This window comes from Azospirillum griseum, assembly GCF_003966125.1.
Taxonomy (GTDB): domain Bacteria; phylum Pseudomonadota; class Alphaproteobacteria; order Azospirillales; family Azospirillaceae; genus Azospirillum; species Azospirillum griseum.
The window spans coordinates 138,233-158,050 of the sequence record NZ_RXMA01000007.1 but is presented as its reverse complement, the minus strand read 5'-3'; the positions used below and the strand labels follow the sequence as shown (position 1 = coordinate 158,050).

Here is a 19,818-nt window from a genome sequence, read left to right as displayed (position 1 = left end):
AATATCTTGTTCAGGGTGCGGCGCTGGACGGGACCAGAACATGGCCCTCGAACAGGGGGCGGGCGGTGCGCAGCAGGGCGACCGCAGGCGCGCCGTCCGGGCCGCCGCTCAAACGGATGGTGAATTCGCCGGTCGGGTGTTCGACCGAAACATCTTGCGGTCCCGCCATCGCCGTCAGACCGTCCCGCGCGCGCGCGGCGGCCAGCGGGGCGCAGACCGTGCCCGCGTCGGCGAAGGCGGTGGCGACCGACGCCGCCCCCAACACGCCGATGGCGTCGTGGCAGGTGTGGGGGATGAAACTGCGGGTGTTGAGATCGCCGCCGTCGCGCGGGGCCGACACCAGCGTCATTTTCGGCACCACCTTCCCGGCCACCGGCCCCAGCCCCATCAATGGACCAGCGGCCAGACGGATCGCTTCGACCCGCGCCTTCACAGCGGTGGCGGCGTTCAGCTCGGCCGGTGTTTCGTATCCGGTGGCCCCGACATCCTCCGCGCGGATCAGCACCACCGGCATGCCGTTGTCGATGCAGGTCACGGGTACCCCCTCGATCCGGTCGAGACGGTTGCCGGTGGGGTAAAGGGCACCGCAGCTTGACCCGGCGATGTCGCGGAAGCGCAGTTCGATGGGCGCGCCCGGGGTCGGAACGCCGCTGATGCGCAGGTCGCCCGCGTAGGAGACCCGCCGCCCCGGCGTCCGCACCACCGCCGCGCACAGGCCGCCGGTGTTGACCATGCGGATGCGCACGACGCTCTCACCATCCTCCGCCGGAACCAGCCCCCGGTCGATGGCGAAGGGACCGACGCCCGCCAGGATGTTGCCGCAGGTGGGCGCGTAGTCGATGCGGCCCGCACCGATCACGAGCTGGCCGAACCGATAATCGACATCGGCCCCGGCGTCGGTGGCGGGGGAGACGATGGCGATCTTGGTGGTCAGCGGCGTGCCGCCGCCGATCCCGTCGATCTGGCGCGCGTCGGGGCTGCCCAACGCCGCCAGCAACAGGCGGTCGCGCGCGTCCGGATCGGCGGGCAAATCCCGGGCAAGAAAGAACGCGGCCTTGGACGTGCCGCCGCGCATCCACACGCAGGGGATTGGAACAAGACCGGAGACCGTCGCGGCGTGGTGGGTCATCGCAATGCTCAGGGCGGGGAAACGATGGGTGGCACTATAGTCGGTTGCGCCAACCACACCGTTGCCACCGCCTGATCATGCGTTCGAATTTCGTGATGCCTGACCTTGACCGTTGGTCGGCTTCCAGAACATGAGGAACCGACACCGTTTTGCACCCTTGGTTCAGGCGGCCCCGCTGGATCAACTCCTATGACTGCGACCGCATCGCGTGATGCGGTGTTTCCCCAAGCGGTCGGATCGGTTAGGATGGAGCGGCGCAGGACCTTGGCGGAGACGAGCGGCGAATGAGCGACACCGACGCGGTCCGGCTGGAAGACAGCCTGCGCTACATCCGTGATTTTCTGTCGGTGGCGGACAGCGGATCCATCGCGCGGGCGTCCGAGGCGATCTTCAAGGCGTCGTCGGCCATCGCCCGCGCGGTTGGCGAGTTGGAGCGCCATTTGGGCGTCAGCCTGTTTGAACGCCGACCACGGGGCATGCTGCTCAACGCCTATGGCGAGGCCGTGCGCAACCGGGCGCGTCGGATCACCGACGAGATCGCCGCCGCGCTGGACGAGGTGTCGCGTCTGGCCAAACTGCAACCGACCGTCGAACGCCACGCCATCACCAGCCTGCTGTTCAACGGTCGCGGGCTGCTGCTGCTGATCCGCCTGTCCGAGCTGCGCAACCTGTCGGCCGCCGCCGTCGAGGTCGGCCTGTCGCAGGCCGGGGCCAGCATGGCCCTGTCGCGGATGGAAGGTGCGCTGGGGCAACCGTTGTTCCAACGCATGATGCAGGGGATGGTTGTCACCGACGCCGGGGCGCTGATCGTGTCACGCGGCAAGCGCATCGTCGCGGAGTTGCGGCACATGCGCGCCGACGTCGCCGCCATCGCCGGGACCCTGCGCGGCCACATCACCATCGGTGCCCTGCCGCTGGGCCGGACCCATCTTCTGCCCACCGCCATCGCGGCGACGCTGCAACGCCATCCCGACATCCGCGTCACCACGGTCGAAAGCCCGTATGAGGCGTTGGTCGCCGGTCTGCGCGACGGCGACATCGACGTGATCGTCGGTGCGCTGCGGACCGGAGAGCGCAACACCGGACTCCTCATCGAAAGCCTGTTCGAGGACCGCCTGGGCATCATCGCCCGCGCGGGCCACCCCCTGGCGGTCCATCCCCTGGCGGTCCATCCCCTGGCGGGACAGCCGCTGTCGTTGCGCGATCTGCTGCCCCAGCGCTGGATCCTGCCCCGGCCCGGGGCACCGGGGCGGCGCTTGATCGATCAGTCATTCCGCGAATTTGCGATCGAACCGCCGGTTCCGTCGGTGGAAACCGGCGATCTGGCGGTGCTGCGCGGCCTGTTGAAGACCAGCGACCTGATCACCGCCATCTCGCCCCACCAACTGCACCATGAAATCGCCTCCGGCGATCTTGTGGAGTTGCCGGTGGCGTTGGGGCGGACCGTTCGCCAGATCGGCATCACGCTGCGGGACGGGGCGATGCTGTCCCCCGCCGCGCTGGCCGTTCTGGACGCGATCCGTGCCGCCTCCACACCGCTGCGCGTGGCGCGCGAGGGCCGGGACTGACCGATCAAAGGCCGTGTGCAGCGCCGCGCCGTGCCGCTGCGGCGGCCAGCGTGTTGCGCAGCAGGCAGGCGATGGTCATCGGGCCGACCCCGCCGGGGACCGGCGTGATGCGGTCCGCCACCGCCAGCGCCTCGTCAAAAGCCACGTCACCGACCAGCCGGGTCCGGCCGTCGGCGGTGGGGATGCGGTTGATGCCGACGTCGATGACCGTCGCCCCCGGCTTGACCCAATCACCCCGGATCAGACCGGCTTGGCCCACCGCCGCCACCAGGATGTCGGCCTGTCGGCACAGCGCCGCCAGATCGCGGGTGCGGGAATGGGCGATGGTGACGGTGCAATTCTCCCGCAACAGCACCTGCGCCAGCGGCTTCCCGACGATGTTGGAGCGCCCGACGATCACCGCGTGCAACCCGGACAGCGCGCCGACCGCCTGCCGCAGCAGCAGCAGACACCCCAGCGGCGTGCAGGGAACCGGGGCGTCCAGACCGGCGGACAGCCGCCCGGCGTTGACCACATGAAACCCGTCGACATCCTTGGCCGGGTCGATGCGGTCGAGAATCCGCGCGGCGTCCAGAGGACGGGGCAGGGGCAGTTGCACCAGGATGCCGTCCACCGCCGGATCGGCGTTCAGGCGGTCGATCACCGTCAGCAACGCATCCTCCGTCACCGTGGCGGGCAAACGGTGTTCGAAGGACCGCATGCCGACGGCGACGGTCTGGCGGGCCTTGCTGCGCACATAGACCTGACTGGCCGGGTCGTCGCCGACCAGCACGACGGCCAGACCGGGAACGGGCTGCCCCGTTTCGATGAGGGCCGCAACCTCCCTCGCGAGGTCGGCCAAGAGGGCGTTGGCGATGGCCTTGCCGTCGATGATCCGGGGATCGGTGTCCTCCGGGACCGGCTGCCCACGCAGGCTGATGCGCATGGCGTCGTCCTTTCCGTCCCAGGGGGATCAGTCGCGGAAGACCACGGTCTTGTGGTCGTTCAAAATCACCCGATCCTGGAGATGCCACGCGATGGCGCGGGCCAGAACCCGGCGTTCGATGTCGCGTCCCTTGCGCACCAGATCGTCGGCGCTGTCGTGGTGGCTGATGCGCTCCACGTCCTGTTCGATGATGGGGCCTTCGTCGAGGTCGGCGGTGACGTAATGCGCCGTCGCCCCGATCAGCTTCACCCCGCGCGCGTGGGCCTGATGGTAGGGCTTGGCCCCCTTGAAGCCGGGCAGGAAGGAGTGATGGATGTTGATGCAGCGGCCCGACAGTTTGGCCGACAGCGCGTTCGACAGCACCTGCATGTAGCGGGCGAGCACGACCAGCTCGGTCCCGGTCTCCTCCACCAGCCGCAACAGTTTGGCCTCCTGCTCCGCCTTGTTGTCCCTGGTGACGGGCAGATGGTGGAAGGGGATGTCGGCGAAATCCTGCTCGCCATAGGTCGCGCGCGGGTGGTTGGAGACGATGGCGATGATCTTCATCGGGATTTCACCGATGCGCCAGCGATAGAGCAGATCGGCCAGGCAATGATCGAATTTCGACACCAGCAGCATGACGCGCCGCTGCTCGTCGCAATCCCGCATCGTCCAGCGCATGGCATACGCATCGGCGGTGGCGGTGAAACCATCGCGGATCGGTTCCAGCGCGGTGGCGGGATCGACCGCGTTGAACAGGATGCGCATGAAGAAGCGCCCGGTTTCGGTGTCGTCGAACTGATGCGCTTCCAGAATGTTGCAGCCCTGTTCGAAGAGATAGGTCGAAACCCGGGCGACGATGCCCGGCTGGTTCGGGCAGGACAGGGTCAGAACGGCTTTGTGCAGGGGCATGGGACGGTCCACGGGAAGGAAGGGCGCGGCGGCGCGCCGGTCCCGCACGGCGTGAGGCGGGACCGCGCGGTCAAGCGCCGCGATCAATGGGGTGGAGGGCTGGAATGGGAGGCGCGCGCCGCGCTGCCCCTCAACCTCGCGCGGTGGGGTGCAGGTCGAAGCCGAATTCGGCGGCGGCCTCGGTCAGCGCCTGGAGAAAATCGGCGGCGTAGCTGCGGGCCACAGCGATCTCAACCGTGAGGTCATGCGCGTGGCCGCCGCCGTCGATCCGCCACAGGGTGGTTCCGATCAGGGCAAAGGGCGTGGTTGCGGCGTCACCAAGGCGGAAGACCGCCGGGTGCAGGTCGATCCCGATCCCTTTCGCCAAGGCACGGCGCAGGTCGGGGCCGGAAAGCCGCAGCAGAACCAGACCGTCGCTCTGGTCGGTGGCCGACGCGTGTCCGGCGGCGGCCTCGACCAGCGCGGTTTCAAAGGCCAGACCGTCGCCGGTCTCGTCCATCGCCAGCCAGCGACCCGGCCCGACGCCAACAAAGGCGACGGAGCCGGACGACACCCGGCGCGGCGTCGTTGGCAGGCACAGGCCGAACCGGGTCCCGATCCGCTCGGCCAGGGCCGCTGTCTGGCCGCGCCCGGCCACCAGGGTGGCGAGCGCGCGGTGGTGGAGCGGGGTGGCGCGCACGCCCGCCGCGCCGTCGGCACGGCCATGGCGCACGCTGTTCAGGCGGCTGTCAGACACGGAGCTTCTCCCCTTGCGGATCGACGAAGACGGGGTTGCACACCTCCACCTCGACCTCCTCGTTGCGCAGCGGATCGACGGCGCGCAACCGTTCGCCGATGCGGCGCGGGCCTCCGGCCAACAGCGCCAGACCGATGGCGTGGCCCAACGTTGGCGAATGGGCGACCGAGGTCAGATAACCCTGGTCGTTCGCCGCGTCCGTCGGTTGACCGACCGGGATCAGGTGGGACCCGGCCCGCAGCCGCGCGCCGGGGGGGAGCGGGCGAAGGCCGACCAACGCCGGGCGGTCGGGATCGCGCAGGCCGGGCCGGTTGCTCATCACCCGACCGATGAAATCCTTCTTGCCCGACATCATGCGGCCAAGCCCCAGATCATGGGCGGTGGTCTGGCCGTTCAGCTCGTTGCCGGCGGCGTGGCCTTTTTCGATGCGCAGGACGCCCAGCGCTTCGGTCCCATAGGGGGTGATGCCGAAAGGCGCGCCCGCGTCCATCAACGCGCGCACCAGCCGGTCGCCCTGGCGGGCGGGAACGGCGATCTCGTAAGCCAGTTCACCGGAGAAGGACAGGCGGAACAGCCGCGCCCGCAGGCCGCCCAGAACCGTCAACTCCGCCGCCGCCATGTAGGGAAAAGCGGCGTTGCCGAGGTCGAACGGGGCATCGACGATGCGGGCCAGCGTTTCCCGCGCCTTTGGCCCCGCCACCGCGATCTGCGCCCACTGGTCGGAGACCGAGGCGATGCGGGCGTCCAGTTCCGGCCACAGCACCTGAAGGGCGTGCTCCAGATGCTGGAACACCTTGACCGCGTTGGCGGTGGTGGTGGTCATCACGAAATGGGTGGGGCCGAGCCGGGCGGTGGTTCCATCGTCCATCACCATGCCGTCTTCGCGCAGCATCACGCCGTAGCGGGCCTTGCCAACCTCCAGACCGGACCAGCCGTTGATGTAGACGCGCTCCAGCAACGTGGCGGCGTCCGGCCCCTGGATGTCGATCTTGCCCAGGGTGGAGACGTCGCACAGACCCACACCGGTGCGCACGGCGGTCACTTCACGGTTGACCGTTTCCAGCCAATCGCGCTCGCCGGGGCGTGGGAAATACTGCGCGCGCAGCCACGGGCCGGTTTCGACGAAGACCGCGCCGTGTTCGGTCGCCCAGCCATGGGTCGGGGTCAGCCGGGTCGGGCGAAACGCCTTGCCGCGATGGGACCCGCCGAACGCGCCGATGGCGACGGGGCTGTAGGGTGGGCGGAACATCGTGGTTCCGGTTTCGGGAATGTCCTTGCCGGTCAAGGCCGACATGATCGCCAGACCGGTGAGGTTGGCGGTCTTGCCCTGGTCGGTCGCCATCCCCAGCGTGGTGTAACGTTTCAGATGCTCCACCGCCCGGAACCCCTCGCGGTGGGCGATGGCGATGTCCTTGGCGGTCACGTCGTTCTGGTGATCGACGAAGGCGGCTCCCTTGGACTCGGCGACGTGCCAGAAGGGGATCAGCCCCGCCGGGTCGTCGTCGGCCCGGGGAAGCGCTGCGGACGGCACCGCAAAACCCAGATCGGCCAGCGCCGCCGTTGCCGATGCCGCGCCGTCGGCCAGACAGGCGGCCAGACCGAAACGCCCGTTGGCGGCCCCGGCGACCGTCATGCCGGGCGGCAGGGAGCCGGGCAGGAAGGCCGACAGCGCGTCGTTCCACACCGGGCGGCTGCCCAGGTGGCAGGTCAGGTTGACGGTGGGCGACCAGCCGCCGGACATGGCCAACCCATCGACCTTCAGAGTTTCCCGTTTCCCGCCGGTCAGCACCTCGACAACCGACAGGCGTTTGCCGCTGGTGGCGATCACCCGCGATCCCAGCATCAGCCGCGCGCCCGCCGCCGCAAGCGGGGCGGTCAGGGCCGGATCCACCCGCTCGCGCACGTCGATCACCGCCGCCACCCGCACGCCGAGGCGGGACAGGTCGCGGGCCGCGCTCCAGGCGCTGTCGTTGTTGGCGAACACCGCGACGGCCTCCCGTGCGGCGGCGACGGCGAAGCGGTTGGCGTAGGCCCGCATCGCCCCGGCCATCATCACGCCGGGCCGGTCGTTGCCACCGAACACGATGGGCCGTTCGATGGCCCCCGCCGCCAGCAGGCTGCGCCGGGCGACGATCCGCCAAAGCCGTTGGCGCGGCTGCCAGGGCAGCGGCTCCGCCCGATGGTCGGACACCCGTTCCACCGCGCCGTAGGTTCCGCCGTCATACACGCCGAACACGGTGGTGCGCGGCATCACGGTGACGTCGGGGAAGCTGGCCAGTTCGCCCAGAACGCGGTCGACCCAGAGGGGCGCGGGCGCGCCGTCGACCTCCGGCGCGTCGCTCAACAACCGCCCGCCAAGGCGGAAATCCTCGTCGGCCAGGATGACGCGGGCACCGGACCGGGCCGCCGTCAGCGCCGCCATCAACCCGGCGGGTCCGGCCCCGATCACCAGCAGGTCGCAATGGGCGGTGGCCTTTTCGTAGCGGTCGGGATCCTCGTGGTCGGCGGCGCGGCCCAGACCGGCGGCGCGGCGGATCAGCGGTTCGTACAGCCTCTCCCAGAGGGCCGCCGGCCACATGAAGGTCTTGTAGTAGAAGCCAGCCCCGAACAGCGGTGCGGCCAGCCGGTTGATCGACAGAGCATCATGCTCCAGCGACGGCCAGCGGTTCTGGCTGGTGGCGCTCAAGCGGTCATACAGCTCCACCATGGTGGCGCGGGTGTTGGGTTCCCGGCGCGCGCCGCTGCGCAGCTCGACCAGCGCGTTGGGTTCTTCCGATCCGGCGGTGAGAATGCCGCGCGGCCGGTGGTATTTGAACGAGCGGCCGACCAGCGTCACCCCGTTGGCCAGCAGGGCGGAGGCCAGCGTGTCGCCCGCCACCCCCGACAGCGGGCGGCCGTCGAAGTCGAACTCCAGGGGCTGGCTGCGGTCGATCAACCCGCCTTTGGCCAGGCGGCGGCTGGGACCGGTGTTCTGCGCGGTCGGGGCGGTCATGGCCGGTCCTCCGTCCCTTGTGCGGCGCTGGACCGGTCGGCGGCGAAGCGGGCGTCGGTGATGGCGTGGGTGCGGGTGTCGCGCGTCACCTCCAACCAGCTCCGGCAGCCGCCGCCGTGGTACCACAGCTCGCGGTGCGGCCCCGCCGGGTTGTCGCGCCGATAGACATAATCGTGAAAGGCGCTCGCGGCGTCGGGGGCCGCCGGGTCGGGGCGGGTCAGCGTGGCGTCGCCGAGACAGGTGAACTCGTGCGCGTCGCGCGGGCCGCAATAGGGGCAGGGAATGCGCATGTCAGTGCAAATTCGGCTGGGCGCCGACTCCCTTTTCGTCGATCAGGTGGCCGGTGGCGAAACGGTCGAGCCGGAAGGCTGCCGCCGCCGGGTGCGGTTCGTCGCGGGCGATGGCGTGGGCGAAGCACCAGCCCGACGCCGGGGTGGCCTTGAACCCGCCGTAACACCATCCGGCGTTCAGGTAGAGGCCGGGGATCGGCGTGCGGTCGATGATCGGGCTGCCATCCATCGACATGTCCATGACGCCGCCCCAGCCGCGCAGCAGCCGCAGCCGCCCGATGCGCGGCATCAGCGCCATGCCGCCTTCGCAGACATCCTCCACCACCGGCAGGTTGCCGCGCTGGGCGTAGGAGTTGTAGCCGTCGATGTCGCCGCCGAACACCAGCCCGCCCTTGTCGGACTGGCTGATGTAGAAGTGTCCGGCCCCGAAGGTGATGACGTTGGGAATCAGCGGTTTGATTCCCTCCGACACAAAGGCTTGCAGCACATGGGACTCGATCGGCAGCCGCAGACCCGCCATGTGGGCGACGTGGGAGCTGTGGCCCGCCACGGCCAGCCCGACCTTGGGCGCGTGGATCGGCCCCCGGCTGGTCTCGACCCCGACGATCCGCTCGCCGTCGCGCAGGAAGCCCGTGACCGCGCAGTTCTGCACAATGTCCACGCCCAACCGGCTGGCGGCGCGGGCGTAACCCCACACCACGCCGTCGTGACGCGCGGTTCCCGCCCGCCGTTGCAACAACCCGCCCTGGATCGGGAAGCGGGCGTTGTCAAAGTTCAGGAAAGGCAGCATGGCGCGGACCTGCTCGCGGTCCAGCAGCTCCGCATCGACGCCGTGCAGCCGCATGGCGTTGCCCCGGCGGGCGTAGGCGTCGCGTTGCGGGTCGGAGTGGTAGAGGTTCAGGATGCCGCGCTGGCTGACCATCGTGTTGTAGTTCAAATCCCGCTCCAGCCCTTCCCACAGCGTCATCGACCATTCGTAAAAGGGGATGTTGCCGGGAAGCCCGTAGTTGGAGCGGATGATGGTGGTGTTGCGCCCGGCGTTGCCGGATCCGATCCACCCCTTTTCCAGCACCGCGATGTTGTGCAGGCCATGCTCCTTGGCGAGGTAATAGGCGGTCGCCAGACCATGGCCGCCACCGCCGACGATGACCGCGTCGTAGGACGGTTTGGGCGCGGCGTCGCGCCAGGCCGGTGTCCACAACCGTTGGCCGCTGACGGCGTTGGCAAGCAGCGATAGGAACGAGTAGCGCATGGCCCCGCTCGGTTGTCTTGAAAGGAAGGGGTCGGGATGGCGCGGATTCGGACAGCACCGGATCCGCCATCCACGGAGTCAACAATCTTAAATGTCAACATCCAGCGACGTCAGCAATCCAGGGTGTTGTCGCGTTCCCACTGGGTCAGATGACGGGCGTAGGCGTTCCATTCCCGCTCCTTCAGCGTCAGGAAGGAGGTGATCAGCCCGTCGCCCAGCGCGTTGCGCAGCAGCGTGGACCCGTCGAGCAGCCGCAGCGCGTCCAGCAAGTTGAGCGGCAGCTTGCGCCCGTCGGTGACGGTGTGGCCCTGGGTGTACATGTCGATGTCCAGGCGCGGCCCCGGATCGGCCTTGGCCTTGATCCCCGCCAACCCGGCGGCCAGCACGGCGGCGGGCAGCAGATAGGGGTTCACCGCGCCGTCGGGCAGGCGGAATTCGAACCGGTTGCCGTTGGGAATGCGGATCATGTGGGTGCGGTTGTTGCCGGTGTAGGTGACGGTGTTGGGCGACCATGTCGATCCCGACACCGTGACCGGGGCGTTGATCCGCTTGTAGGAGTTGACGGTGGGGTTGGTGATGGCGCACATCGCCGTCGCTTCGTTCAGCAGCCCGGCGATGAACTGGTAGCCGAGCGCCGACATCCCCAGTTCGCCCGCCGGATCGCGGAACAGGTTGACCCCGTCGCGCCACAGCGACAGATGCACATGGCAGCCGCTGCCGGTCAGGTTGATGAAGGGCTTGGGCATGAAGGTGGCGCGCATTCCGTGCTTCTCGGCGATGGAACGCGCCATGTATTTGAAAAAGGCGTGTCGGTCGGCGGTCACAAGGGCGTCGTCGTATTCCCAGTTCATTTCAAACTGGCCGATGGCGTCCTCGTGGTCGCTCTGGTACGGCTGCCAACCCAGCGCCGACATCGCGTCGGAGATCTCGGCGATGACGTCGTAGCGGCGCATCAGCGCCTGCTGGTCGTAACAGGGCTTGGTCCCCCGGTCGGCCGGGTCGGACGGTCCCGCACCGTCGGGGCCGGTCAGGAAGAACTCGCACTCCACCCCCGTTTTCAGCTGGAACCCCTGGTCGGCGGCGGCGGCGATCATCCGCTTCAGCGCGTTGCGCGGCCCCTGCTCGATCGGCTGGCCGCCCATCCACAGATCGGCGGCGACCCAGGCGACCTCGGGCTTCCACGGCAGTTGGATCATGCTGGCCGGATCGGGCATCGCCAGCAGGTCGGTGTCGGCGGGCGACAGGTCGAGCCAGGTGGCGAACCCGGCGAACCCGGCCCCGTCCGCCACCATCCCGGCGATGGCGGCGGCGGGAACCAGCTTCGCCCGCTGCGCCCCGAACAGATCGGTGTAGGAGACCAGGAAGAATTTGACGCCGCGTTCCTTGGCGGCCTGGGTCAGATCGATGTGGGTCGGATCGATGGCCATGGGAAACCCCTGTTCCTGTCTTTTGAAAGCCGGTTTGGTTGGTTTTCGCGGCCTTTTTTTGGGTCTCTTCGTTGTTCCTCTGCCCGTCATGCGCCGGGTCAGTAACGCCCGGCCCCGGGGATCCAGTCGGTTCCGGCCAGCGGCACGCGCGCCATCGCCGCCGCCTCGATGGTCAGGGAGACGAGATCCTCCGGCTCCAGATTGTGGACGTGGCTTTTGCCGCAGGCCCGCGCGATGGTCTGCGCCTCCAGCGCCAGCACCGACAGATAGTTGGCGAGCCGCCGCCCGGCCTTTTCCGGGTCCAACCGGGTGGCCAGCGCCGGATCCTGGGTGGTGATGCCCGCCGGATCGCGCCCGTCCTGCCAGTCGTCATAGGCACCGGGAACGGTGCCGAGTGCGGCGTAGTCGGCGGCCAGCGCCGGGTCGTTGTCGCCCAGCGCCACCAGGGCGGCGGTGCCGATCGACACCGCGTCGGCCCCCAGCGCCAGACATTTGGCGACGTCGGCCCCGTTGCGGATGCCGCCGGACACGATCAACTGCACCTTGCGGTGCATGCCCAGATCCTGCAACGCCTGCACCGCCGGGCGGATGGCGGCGAGCAGGGGGATGCCGACATGTTCGATGAAGACCTCCTGCGTTGCCGCCGTGCCGCCCTGCATGCCGTCCAGCACCACCACGTCGGCCCCGGCCTTGACCGCCAGCGCGGTGTCGTAATAGGGCCGCGCCGCCCCGACCTTCACGTAGATCGGCTTTTCCCAGTCGGTGATCTCGCGCAGCTCCTGGATCTTGATCTCCAGATCGTCCGGCCCGGTCCAATCGGGATGGCGGCAGGCCGACCGCTGGTCGATGCCTTGGGGCAGGGTGCGCATCGCGGCGACGCGCGGCGAGATCTTCTGCCCCAGCAGCATGCCGCCGCCGCCCGGTTTGGCCCCCTGGCCGATCACCACCTCGATGGCGTCGGCCTTGCGCAGGTCGTCGGGGTTCATGCCGTAGCGGGAGGGGAGATACTGGTAAACCAGCGTGGAGGAATGGCCGCGCTCCTCCGCCGTCATGCCGCCGTCGCCGGTGGTGGTCGAGGTGCCGACCGCCGACGCGCCGCGCCCCAGCGCCTCCTTGGCCTGGGCGGACAGCGAACCGAAGCTCATGCCCGCGATGGTGATCGGAATCCTGATCTCGATCGGCTTCTTTGCAAACCGCCCCCCCAGCACCACGTTGGTTCCGCATTTCTCGCGGTAGCCTTCCAGCGGGTAACGGCTGATCGACGCGCCCAGAAACAGCAGATCGTCCAGATGCGGCAGCTTGCGCTTGGTTCCGGCCCCCCGGATGTCGTACAGGCCGGTGGCGGCGGCGCGGCGGATTTCCGACAGAGTGTAGTCGTCGAAGGTCGCCGACTTGCGCGGCACCGTGCGCGGGATGTTGGTGTGGTCCATGACGGGCGCTCCCCGGTCAATACACGTTGTCGACGTGGAAGTGGTAGAGGCCGCGTGCCGAGCCGTAGCGACGGAACTCCGACACATCGACCTCGCCCGCCAGCCCGGCGGCCTCAAGCCGGGCGTGCAGCACCGCCCGGTGTTCGTCGCGCATCTCCTTTTCGACGCAGTCGGCCCCCAGGCTGGCGACGGAACCGCGCACGAACAGCCGTGCCTCGTACAGGGAATCGCCCAGCGCTTCGCCCGCGTCGCCCAGCACGGTCAACGTGCCCGCCTGCCCCATGAAGGCGGACATGTGGCCGATGGACCCCTTGACGACGATGTCGATGCCCTTCATCGAAATGCCGCAGCGGGCCGAGGCGTTGCCGTCGATCACCAACAGGCCGCCATGCGCGGTGGCCCCCGCCGCCTGGCTGGCGTCGCCCCGGACATGGACAAGGCCCGACATCATGTTTTCCGCGACCCCGACCCCGGCGTTGCCGTTGATCCGCACGCTGGCGCTCTTGTTCATACCCGCGCAGTAGTAGCCGACATGCCCGTCGATCTCGACGGTGACGGGGGCGTTCAGGCCAACCGCGATGGCGTGGCCGCCCGCCGGGTTCAGCACCCGCCAGATTCCGGGATCGCCGTCGGCGGTCAGATGATGCAGCCGCTGGTTCAGCTCGCGCACCGTTGCGGTGGCGAGGTCGATGCAGTGCGGGGAAGGGGTCATGCCGCGCGCTCCCAGGAATAGACGGTGGCGGGTTCCGGTTCCCAGACCTTGGCCTTGGCAATGCCCGGCAGATCGGCCAAGGCCCGGTATTCCGATCCGAACGCCACGTAATCATCGGTTTCCGCCATCACCGCCGGTTTGCAGGCGATGGGATCGCGCAGCACGGCAAAGCCGCTTTCGGTGCCGACGACGAAGGTGAAAAAGCCGTCCAGCGCGTCGAGCGAGCGGGTCAACGCCTGTTTCAGCGTGTCGCCCTGGCGCAGGCGGGCGGTCAGATACCCGGCGGCCACCTCGCTGTCGTTGTCGGTGGTGAAGCCGATGCCCTCGCGGATCAGGGTGCGCCGCAGCACATTGTGGTTCGACAGCGATCCGTTGTGGACCAGACACTGGTCGGGGCCGGTCGAGAAGGGATGGGCACCGGCGGTGGTCACAGCCGATTCCGTCGCCATCCGGGTGTGGCCGATGCCGTGGGTCCCGGTCATGCGGGCCAGATCGAAGCGGCGGGCGACATCCGCCGGAAGCCCGACCTCCTTGTAGATCTCGATCCGCTGGCCGGAACCGACGACGCCGAGATCCGGGTGGCGGTCGTGCAACGCCGCGCGGACGGCGCTCTCCCGATCCGCCGGAAGCTCGAGGATCGCGTGGGTGGAGCGCACGGTCAGCGACAGCGCCGCCCCCGTGGCCCGTTCCAGGTCGGCGGCGACCGCGTTGAAATCGGTCGCGGTGCCGCCCCGGATCGACATTTTCACGACGCCATCGTGGCCCTTGCCGTACACGGCAAAGCCCGCGCTGTCGGGGCCGCGCCCGGTCATCACGTCGAGCATGGTGGACAGCATGGTCCCAAGCTCGGATTCAAATTTCGGATTTTTGATGAACAATCCGACGATGCCGCACATGTGGGGCTCCGTGGTTCAAGTCTCTCGTGTCTGTCTTATAGACCGCTCGGCGCGAACGAGTCAACCGCAGAGAATAATTTTTTCTTTTCAGGAAAATTTGGAGGCGTCCGAAGCGGATGAAGGGCGCAAACGCGCGATCCCGCAGCAAAGGGCGGGCCAGCCATCCGGATGATGGGGACGGGCGGCGGGCGGGCCTGACAGCGCCCGCCGGGGCGCTGTGGATCAGCCGTCGTCGCGCGGGTAGACGATGATGGACAGATAGGTGGCGGGCAGGCCGCTCAACCGCTCCGGTCCATGGGGAGCGCTGCTGTCGAACATCAGGGAATCGCCGGGGCGCAGCTCGTAGCTGCGATCGCCGTGGCGGTAGAGCAGTTCACCGGACAGCATGTAGAGATACTCCACACCGCCATGCTGGAAGCCGGTGTAGGGGGCCGCGTCCTCGCGCAGGGTGATGAGGTAGGGTTCGACGCCGATCTCCCCGCCCAGGGCGTGGCCCAGCAATTGATACTGATGGCCGACCTTGGTGCCGCGCCGTTCGATGGTCACGCCCTGTCCGGCGCGGACATAGGAGCAGCCGCGCTTTTCCTCGAAGGACGCGAACAGCGCGGTGATCGGCACGCTCAACGCCCCGGCCACCGCCTGCAAGGTGGCCAGCGACGGGGAAATCTGCCCGTTTTCGATCTTTGACAGCATGCCGTTGGAAATCCCGGCGGCGGTGGCGAGATCGGACACGGTCAGATCATGCTGTCGGCGCAGGCTGCGGATTTGCGCACCCAACGCCTGTTCCAACGTGCGCGTCGCCACGCCGGGGGCGCTGGAGCCGGTGGTGTAGGCGTCGGTTGCCGTTTCCTCGGCCTGTGGCGTGGTCTTGTCCGTGCGTGGCGGGGTGGCGGTCTTCGGCACGGTGCGGTCGTCTCCGGCGCTGGCGTGGGTGATCGGGCGGCGTGGCCGGGCAGTGTATCAGGCGTCGGCGCAAGCGCGCGGAGATTTTCCACAAGGGCGGGGCGGATCGCAATGCCGCAGAAACAGGCAGCGGTGACGGGCGATTGCCCGGCCTTTGACCGTCCCGGCACCACCACCACCACACCGTCGCCGGGGCGAAGGGCGATGGACTCCCAGGAAACACCGCAACGCAGCCGGGCGGCATGAATTTTGAATAAAAATTTTTCACTGTGAAGAAAATTGGCGCATCCACAAGCGTCGCGACCGGTCCCGTGCCGCCCGATGCGCTCAACGGATGCTCTCCACGGATGCGCTCAACACAAGGAGGGGTTTTGATGGGATTCCCGCGTCGCTCCGTACCGTTCCTGTCGGCGTTGGCCGTGGCCAGCGCCCTTCCCCTGTCCCAGGCCCTCGCCCAAACCGCCGCCCCCGCCCCGACCCCGGAGTTGAGCGCGGCGGACACCGCCTGGATGATCACCGCCTCGATGTTCGTCCTGCTGATGTTCGTGCCCGGCCTTGCCCTGTTCTACGGCGGCATGGTGCGCAAGAAGAACGTCCTGTCGATGCTGATGCAGAGCTTTTTCAGCGCGGCCCTGCTGACGGTGCTGTGGGTGGCGGTCGGCTACAGCCTGACCTTCACCGAAGGCAACCCGTTCTTCGGCGGGCTGGGCAAGGCGATGTTGACCGGCATCAAGCCGGAGACCCTGTCCGGCACGATTCCGGAATTCGTCTTTGTCATGTTCCAATGCACCTTCGCCATCATCACGCCGATGATCATCATGGGCGGCCCGGCCGACCGGATGAAATTCTCCTCGGCCATGGTGTTTCTGGCGCTGTGGATGCTGTTCGCCTATGTCCCGGTCGCGCACATGGTGTGGGGGCCGGGGGGCTTCCTGATGAACGCCGGCGTGCTCGATTTCGCGGGCGGCACCGTGGTCCACATCAATTCGGGGGTTGCCGGTCTGGTCGCCGCCCTGATGATCGGCCGCCGCAAGGGCGGTGGGGTCGAACCGATGGCCCCGCACAATCTGGTGCTGACGATGGTCGGCGGTTCGCTGCTGTGGGTGGGCTGGTTCGGCTTCAACGCCGGGTCGGCGCTGACCTCCGGCGCGCTGGCCGGTCTGGCGCTGATCAACACCCAGATCGCCGCCGCCGCCGCGACCGTGTCCTGGGTTGTGGTGGAATGGTTGGCCAAGGGGCGGCCCAGCCTGCTGGGGGCGGTGTCGGGCGCGGTCGCCGGTCTGGTGGTCATCACCCCGGCCTGCGGCTTTGTCAGCCCGGGCAGCGCCATGGTGATGGGGCTGGCGGGCGGGATCGCCTGCTGCGCCGGTGCCACCGTGATGAAAAAGGCGCTGGGCGTGGATGACGCGCTGGACGTGTTCGGCGTCCATGGCGTGGGCGGCATTCTGGGCGCGGTGCTGACCGGGGTCTTCGCCAGCGCGGCTTATGGCGGTGAGGGCAAATCGGGCTGGATCGACGGCAATTTCGCCCAGATCGGGCTTCAGATCGAGGGCGTCGTCGTCACGGTGCTGTGGACCGCCGTGGTGTCGGTCGTGGCGCTGAAGCTGATCGACGTGGTGATGGGCCTGCGGGTGGATGCGGAGGTGGAAACCGACGGTCTCGACCTGGCTTTGCACGGCGAGACGGTTCACAGCTGACCCTGTGCCGATGCCGGTGCTTGAAACGCAAAAGGCGGTCCGGTGGGCCGCCTTTTCGTCTGTTCACCGCCGTCTGCGGGGTGTGTCAGCCGTTGGCGCTCTCCGCAAAGACATGGGCGTCTTCCGCCACCCAATCGACGCGGGCGCGGTCGCCCACCGCCAACCCTTCCGCCCCGGCGCGGCCGAAGGGGACCCGGATGGCCATTGGTTGCTTCCAGTCCGTCTCCACCGCGAAATGGGTGTTGTCGCCCAGAAAGGTGATGTCGCGGATGGTCACGCTCAACCCGGCGGCGCCGTTCTCGCTTGGGGTGGTGTTGGAGGCGGCGTTGCGGATGCGCACCCGCTCCGGGCGCAGCATCAGCGTTCCTTCGCTGCCCGCCCGCACCGTTCCGTGCGAGCGGACCCCGCTGACGCAGGCCCCGTCCGGCAGGACGATGCGGGCGCTGTGCCCTTCCACCCGGTCGATCCGGCAGGACAGGAAATCGGAGTTGCCGACGAAGCCGGCGACGAAGCGGGTGGCCGGATTCTGGTACAGCTCCGCGCTGGTTCCGATCTGGTCGATGCGGCCCTGGCTGAACACCGCGATGCGGTCGGACAGGCGCAGGGCCTCCTCCTGGTCGTGGGTGACGTACAGGATGGTCACGCCGGTTTCCTGATGGATGCGGCGGATCTCGTATTGGATTTCCTCGCGCAGCTTCTTGTCGAGCGCGGACAGCGGCTCGTCCATCAGCAGCACCGGCGGGTCATAGACCAGCGCGCGGGCCAGCGCCACGCGCTGCTGCTGGCCGCCCGACAACTGGCTGGGCAGCCGGTCGCGCACCGTCTCCAGCCGGGCGAGGCGGACCATCTCCGCCACCTTGCGTTCGATCTCGTCGTTGGGTCTGCGGCGGACGCGCAGCGGGAAGGCGACGTTTTCGGCGACGGTCAGATGGGGGAACAGGGTGTAACGCTGGAACACCATGCCGATGTTCCGCTTGTGCGATGGGACCGACAGGATTGATTGGCCCTGGATCCGCACGTCGCCTTCGGTGGGGTCGAGGAAGCCTGCGATGACGTAGAGCGTCGTGCTCTTGCCCGATCCGGACGGGCCGAGGAAGGTCACGAACTCGCCCCGCCCGATGCCCAGCGTCACATCCTGAACGGCGACCGTCGCGCCATAGGTCTTCTTGATGTTCTGAATGTCAAGGAAGGGCGTCATGTCGATCTCCGGCGAAACCAGGCGGCCAGCAGCATCACCGCCAGCGTGAAGAGAAGCAGCAGGGACGAGGCGGCGGCCACCACCGGCGTCAAATCCTGGCGCAGCGTCCCCCAGATGTGGACGGGCAGGGTTTGCAGCGTCGGGCTGGCCATGAAGATGGCGATCACCACCTCGTCCCACGAGGTCAGGAAGGAGAAGACGGCGGCCCCGAACAGCCCGTCGCGGATCGCCGGGATGGTCACGCGCAGCCGCGCTTCCCACGGGCTGGCTCCGCACAGGATGGCGGCGTCCTCAATCGCCTTGTCGAAACGCTCCAGGGCGTTGCTGATCGAGGTGATGGCCAGCGGCAGGGCGATGACCGTGTGCGCCAGCACGAAGCCGATCAAGGTGCCGCCCAACCCGATCCGCAGGAAAAAGGCGTAGAGCGCCACCGCCACCACGATCACCGGCATGATCATCGGCATCAGGAACAGGGCGCGCACGGTCTCCCGACCGGCGAAGCGCCCGCGCACCAGACCGAAGCTGGCGAGCAGGCCAAGCCCGGTGGCCAGCAGGGTGACGAGCACGGCGCATTGCAGGCTGGTCAGGGTGGAGGTGATCCAACGCGGATCGGCCCACAGCTCCTCGTACCAGCGCAGCGTCCAGCCCGGCGGCGGGAACAGCAGCCATTGCGAGGAACCGAAGGACAGCGCCACGGTGAACAGGATCGGCAGCAGCAGAAAGGCCGACACCAGAATCCCGATGCCGACAAGAACCCATTTCAACCCGCCCAGCCGGTCGAAATCCAACAGCATCGCTCACCCTCCCCTTTGGCTGCGGCCGCGCTGCAACAGCCGCAGTTGCACGGCGTAGAGCGCCAGGGTCAGGACCAGCAGCGCAAAGGCCGTCGCCCCGCCCAACCCCCAATTCAGCAGCGACTGCACCAGTTGGGCGATCAGCTCCGCCGCCATCATGTTGCCCGCCCCGCCCAACAGCGACGGGGTCACGAAATAGCCCAGCGACATGACGAAGGTCAGCAGGCCGCCCGCCGCGATGCCCGGCAGCGACAGCGGCAGCAGGACCCGGCGGAAGGCCTCCCAACGCCCGGCGCCGCACAGCGCGGCGGCGCGCAGCAGATCGGGTTCGATGGCCCGCATCGTCGTCACCAGCGGCAGCACGATGAAGGGCAGCATGATGTAGGTCATGCCGATGGTGACGCCGACCAGATTGTTGACCAGCGGCAGCGGCGTGTCGATCAATCCCAGCCCCATCAGCGTCTTGTTGATGATCCCGGTGCGCTGCAACAGCACCATCCAGGCGTAGGTGCGGGCCAGCAGGTTGGTCCACATCGACAGGATGACGATTCCGAACAGCAGGTCGGCCCAACGTTTGGGCAGGATCACCAGCAGCCACGCGATGGGAAAGCCGATCAGCAGCGCGATCGCCGTGACCAGCCCCGACACGACGAAGGTGTTGACGAACACACGGGCGACGGTGGCCGATTCGAACAGCTCCCGGTAATTCTGCAACCCCGGATCCGGTTCGGTCACGCTGCGCAGCAGCAGCATGACCACCGGAAGAATGAAGACGGCCAATATCAGCAGCAGCGCCGGCAGAACGAAGGACACGCCGCTGGACGGAACGGGTGGCGGCCGGGCGGCGGCGTTGCGGCGGTTCGGGATGGAAATGGACGACATGCCCTCTACCTGTCAGGCCGGTGAGGGAGGCGCGGCGGGCGGGCGGGCACCGCTGATGGATGCACACCCGCCCGCCGGTTGACCGCCTCCGGGGGG

Annotated in this window: 17 protein-coding genes; 2 read left to right on the top strand and 15 right to left on the bottom strand. The window is 68.3% G+C overall.

Annotated elements, in window-relative coordinates; all coding sequences use genetic code 11:
* Nucleotides 1–10: 10 nt before the first annotated feature.
* Complete coding sequence (locus tag EJ903_RS09975) at nt 11–1,129, bottom strand: 4-oxalomesaconate tautomerase (protein ID WP_126614667.1); 1,119 nt, start codon at nt 1,127–1,129, stop codon at nt 11–13.
* Nucleotides 1,130–1,413: 284 nt separating this feature from the next.
* Here EJ903_RS09975 and EJ903_RS09970 point away from each other — a divergent pair, with 284 nt between their 5' ends.
* Nucleotides 1,414–2,697, top strand: a complete 1,284-nt coding sequence (locus EJ903_RS09970; protein WP_210211412.1) for a LysR family transcriptional regulator — start codon at nt 1,414–1,416, stop codon at nt 2,695–2,697.
* A gap of 4 nt (nt 2,698–2,701) precedes the next feature.
* On the opposite strand, the gene folD is transcribed toward EJ903_RS09970, so the two are convergent.
* From folD to EJ903_RS09915, 11 genes are all read right to left on the bottom strand, one after another.
* Nucleotides 2,702–3,622 carry a bifunctional methylenetetrahydrofolate dehydrogenase/methenyltetrahydrofolate cyclohydrolase FolD gene (folD, locus tag EJ903_RS09965; RefSeq protein WP_126614665.1) on the bottom strand — a complete coding sequence of 307 codons (921 nt, stop codon included), beginning with the start codon at nt 3,620–3,622 and terminating at the stop codon, nt 2,702–2,704.
* 27 nt (nt 3,623–3,649) lie between these two features.
* The gene (gene purU / locus EJ903_RS09960) at nt 3,650–4,513 is read right to left on the bottom strand and encodes a formyltetrahydrofolate deformylase (RefSeq protein ID WP_126614663.1); all 864 of its coding nucleotides are present in this window, start codon (nt 4,511–4,513) and stop codon (nt 3,650–3,652) included.
* Nucleotides 4,514–4,643: 130 nt separating this feature from the next.
* Entirely contained in the window at nt 4,644–5,249 is a 606-nt protein-coding gene (locus EJ903_RS09955) for a sarcosine oxidase subunit gamma (RefSeq protein WP_126614661.1), read from the bottom strand.
* Nucleotides 5,242–8,241, bottom strand: a complete 3,000-nt coding sequence (locus EJ903_RS09950; protein WP_126614659.1) for a sarcosine oxidase subunit alpha family protein — start codon at nt 8,239–8,241, stop codon at nt 5,242–5,244. The genes EJ903_RS09955 and EJ903_RS09950 overlap by 8 nt, the downstream gene beginning before the upstream one ends.
* Entirely contained in the window at nt 8,238–8,531 is a 294-nt protein-coding gene (locus tag EJ903_RS09945; protein WP_126614657.1) for a sarcosine oxidase subunit delta, read from the bottom strand. Before EJ903_RS09945 ends, EJ903_RS09950 begins: the two co-directional genes overlap by 4 nt.
* 1 nt (nt 8,532) lies before the next feature.
* Complete coding sequence (locus tag EJ903_RS09940) at nt 8,533–9,783, bottom strand: sarcosine oxidase subunit beta family protein (RefSeq protein WP_126614655.1); 1,251 nt, start codon at nt 9,781–9,783, stop codon at nt 8,533–8,535.
* A 110-nt stretch (nt 9,784–9,893) separates the two neighbouring features.
* Entirely contained in the window at nt 9,894–11,210 is a 1,317-nt protein-coding gene (glnT, locus tag EJ903_RS09935; RefSeq protein WP_126614653.1) for a type III glutamate--ammonia ligase, read from the bottom strand.
* Nucleotides 11,211–11,308: 98 nt separating this feature from the next.
* Nucleotides 11,309–12,640: an FMN-binding glutamate synthase family protein gene (locus EJ903_RS09930; RefSeq protein ID WP_126614651.1), complete on the bottom strand. Its 1,332-nt coding sequence runs from the start codon at nt 12,638–12,640 to the stop codon at nt 11,309–11,311.
* A gap of 16 nt (nt 12,641–12,656) precedes the next feature.
* Complete coding sequence (locus tag EJ903_RS09925; protein WP_126614649.1) at nt 12,657–13,352, bottom strand: GltB/FmdC/FwdC-like GXGXG domain-containing protein; 696 nt, start codon at nt 13,350–13,352, stop codon at nt 12,657–12,659.
* Nucleotides 13,349–14,188, bottom strand: coding sequence for a class II glutamine amidotransferase (locus EJ903_RS09920; protein WP_342772164.1), 840 nt, complete (start codon nt 14,186–14,188; stop codon nt 13,349–13,351). Before EJ903_RS09920 ends, EJ903_RS09925 begins: the two co-directional genes overlap by 4 nt.
* Nucleotides 14,189–14,470: 282 nt before the next feature.
* The gene (locus EJ903_RS09915) at nt 14,471–15,151 is read right to left on the bottom strand and encodes a helix-turn-helix domain-containing protein (RefSeq protein ID WP_126614645.1); all 681 of its coding nucleotides are present in this window, start codon (nt 15,149–15,151) and stop codon (nt 14,471–14,473) included.
* A gap of 374 nt (nt 15,152–15,525) precedes the next feature.
* Between EJ903_RS09915 and EJ903_RS09910 the strand changes: the two genes are divergently transcribed.
* On the top strand, nt 15,526–16,848 hold the full coding sequence (locus EJ903_RS09910; RefSeq protein ID WP_126614643.1) for an ammonium transporter: 1,323 nt from the start codon (nt 15,526–15,528) through the stop codon (nt 16,846–16,848).
* 85 nt (nt 16,849–16,933) lie between these two features.
* Here EJ903_RS09910 and EJ903_RS09905 read toward each other — a convergent pair whose 3' ends face one another.
* Genes EJ903_RS09905 through EJ903_RS09895 form a run of 3 tightly spaced genes read right to left on the bottom strand, consistent with a single transcriptional unit; the run spans nt 16,934 to nt 19,722 of the window.
* On the bottom strand, nt 16,934–18,046 hold the full coding sequence (locus tag EJ903_RS09905; protein ID WP_126614641.1) for an ABC transporter ATP-binding protein: 1,113 nt from the start codon (nt 18,044–18,046) through the stop codon (nt 16,934–16,936).
* Complete coding sequence (locus tag EJ903_RS09900; protein ID WP_126614639.1) at nt 18,043–18,840, bottom strand: ABC transporter permease; 798 nt, start codon at nt 18,838–18,840, stop codon at nt 18,043–18,045. Before EJ903_RS09900 ends, EJ903_RS09905 begins: the two co-directional genes overlap by 4 nt.
* A gap of 3 nt (nt 18,841–18,843) precedes the next feature.
* Entirely contained in the window at nt 18,844–19,722 is an 879-nt protein-coding gene (locus EJ903_RS09895; protein WP_126614637.1) for an ABC transporter permease, read from the bottom strand.
* Between the last annotated feature and the right edge of the window lie 96 nt (nt 19,723–19,818).

Bases quoted from the DNA above. Each gene is read 5' to 3' on its own strand.
- EJ903_RS09940 (WP_126614655.1), bottom strand. From the start codon at position 9,783: ATGCGCTACTCGTTCCTATCGCTGCTTGCCAACGCCGTCAGCGGCCAA.
- EJ903_RS09895 (WP_126614637.1), bottom strand. From the start codon at position 19,722: ATGTCGTCCATTTCCATCCCGAACCGCCGCAACGCCGCCGCCCGGCCG.
- EJ903_RS09910 (WP_126614643.1), top strand. From the start codon at position 15,526: ATGGGATTCCCGCGTCGCTCCGTACCGTTCCTGTCGGCGTTGGCCGTG.
- EJ903_RS09975 (WP_126614667.1), bottom strand. From the start codon at position 1,129: ATGACCCACCACGCCGCGACGGTCTCCGGTCTTGTTCCAATCCCCTGC.
- EJ903_RS09905 (WP_126614641.1), bottom strand. From the start codon at position 18,046: ATGACGCCCTTCCTTGACATTCAGAACATCAAGAAGACCTATGGCGCG.
- EJ903_RS09945 (WP_126614657.1), bottom strand. From the start codon at position 8,531: ATGCGCATTCCCTGCCCCTATTGCGGCCCGCGCGACGCGCACGAGTTC.
- EJ903_RS09900 (WP_126614639.1), bottom strand. From the start codon at position 18,840: ATGCTGTTGGATTTCGACCGGCTGGGCGGGTTGAAATGGGTTCTTGTC.
- EJ903_RS09950 (WP_126614659.1), bottom strand. From the start codon at position 8,241: ATGACCGCCCCGACCGCGCAGAACACCGGTCCCAGCCGCCGCCTGGCC.
- EJ903_RS09970 (WP_210211412.1), top strand. From the start codon at position 1,414: ATGAGCGACACCGACGCGGTCCGGCTGGAAGACAGCCTGCGCTACATC.
- glnT (WP_126614653.1), bottom strand. From the start codon at position 11,210: ATGGCCATCGATCCGACCCACATCGATCTGACCCAGGCCGCCAAGGAA.
- folD (WP_126614665.1), bottom strand. From the start codon at position 3,622: ATGCGCATCAGCCTGCGTGGGCAGCCGGTCCCGGAGGACACCGATCCC.
- EJ903_RS09920 (WP_342772164.1), bottom strand. From the start codon at position 14,188: ATGCTGTCCACCATGCTCGACGTGATGACCGGGCGCGGCCCCGACAGC.
- purU (WP_126614663.1), bottom strand. From the start codon at position 4,513: ATGCCCCTGCACAAAGCCGTTCTGACCCTGTCCTGCCCGAACCAGCCG.
- EJ903_RS09925 (WP_126614649.1), bottom strand. From the start codon at position 13,352: ATGACCCCTTCCCCGCACTGCATCGACCTCGCCACCGCAACGGTGCGC.
- EJ903_RS09930 (WP_126614651.1), bottom strand. From the start codon at position 12,640: ATGGACCACACCAACATCCCGCGCACGGTGCCGCGCAAGTCGGCGACC.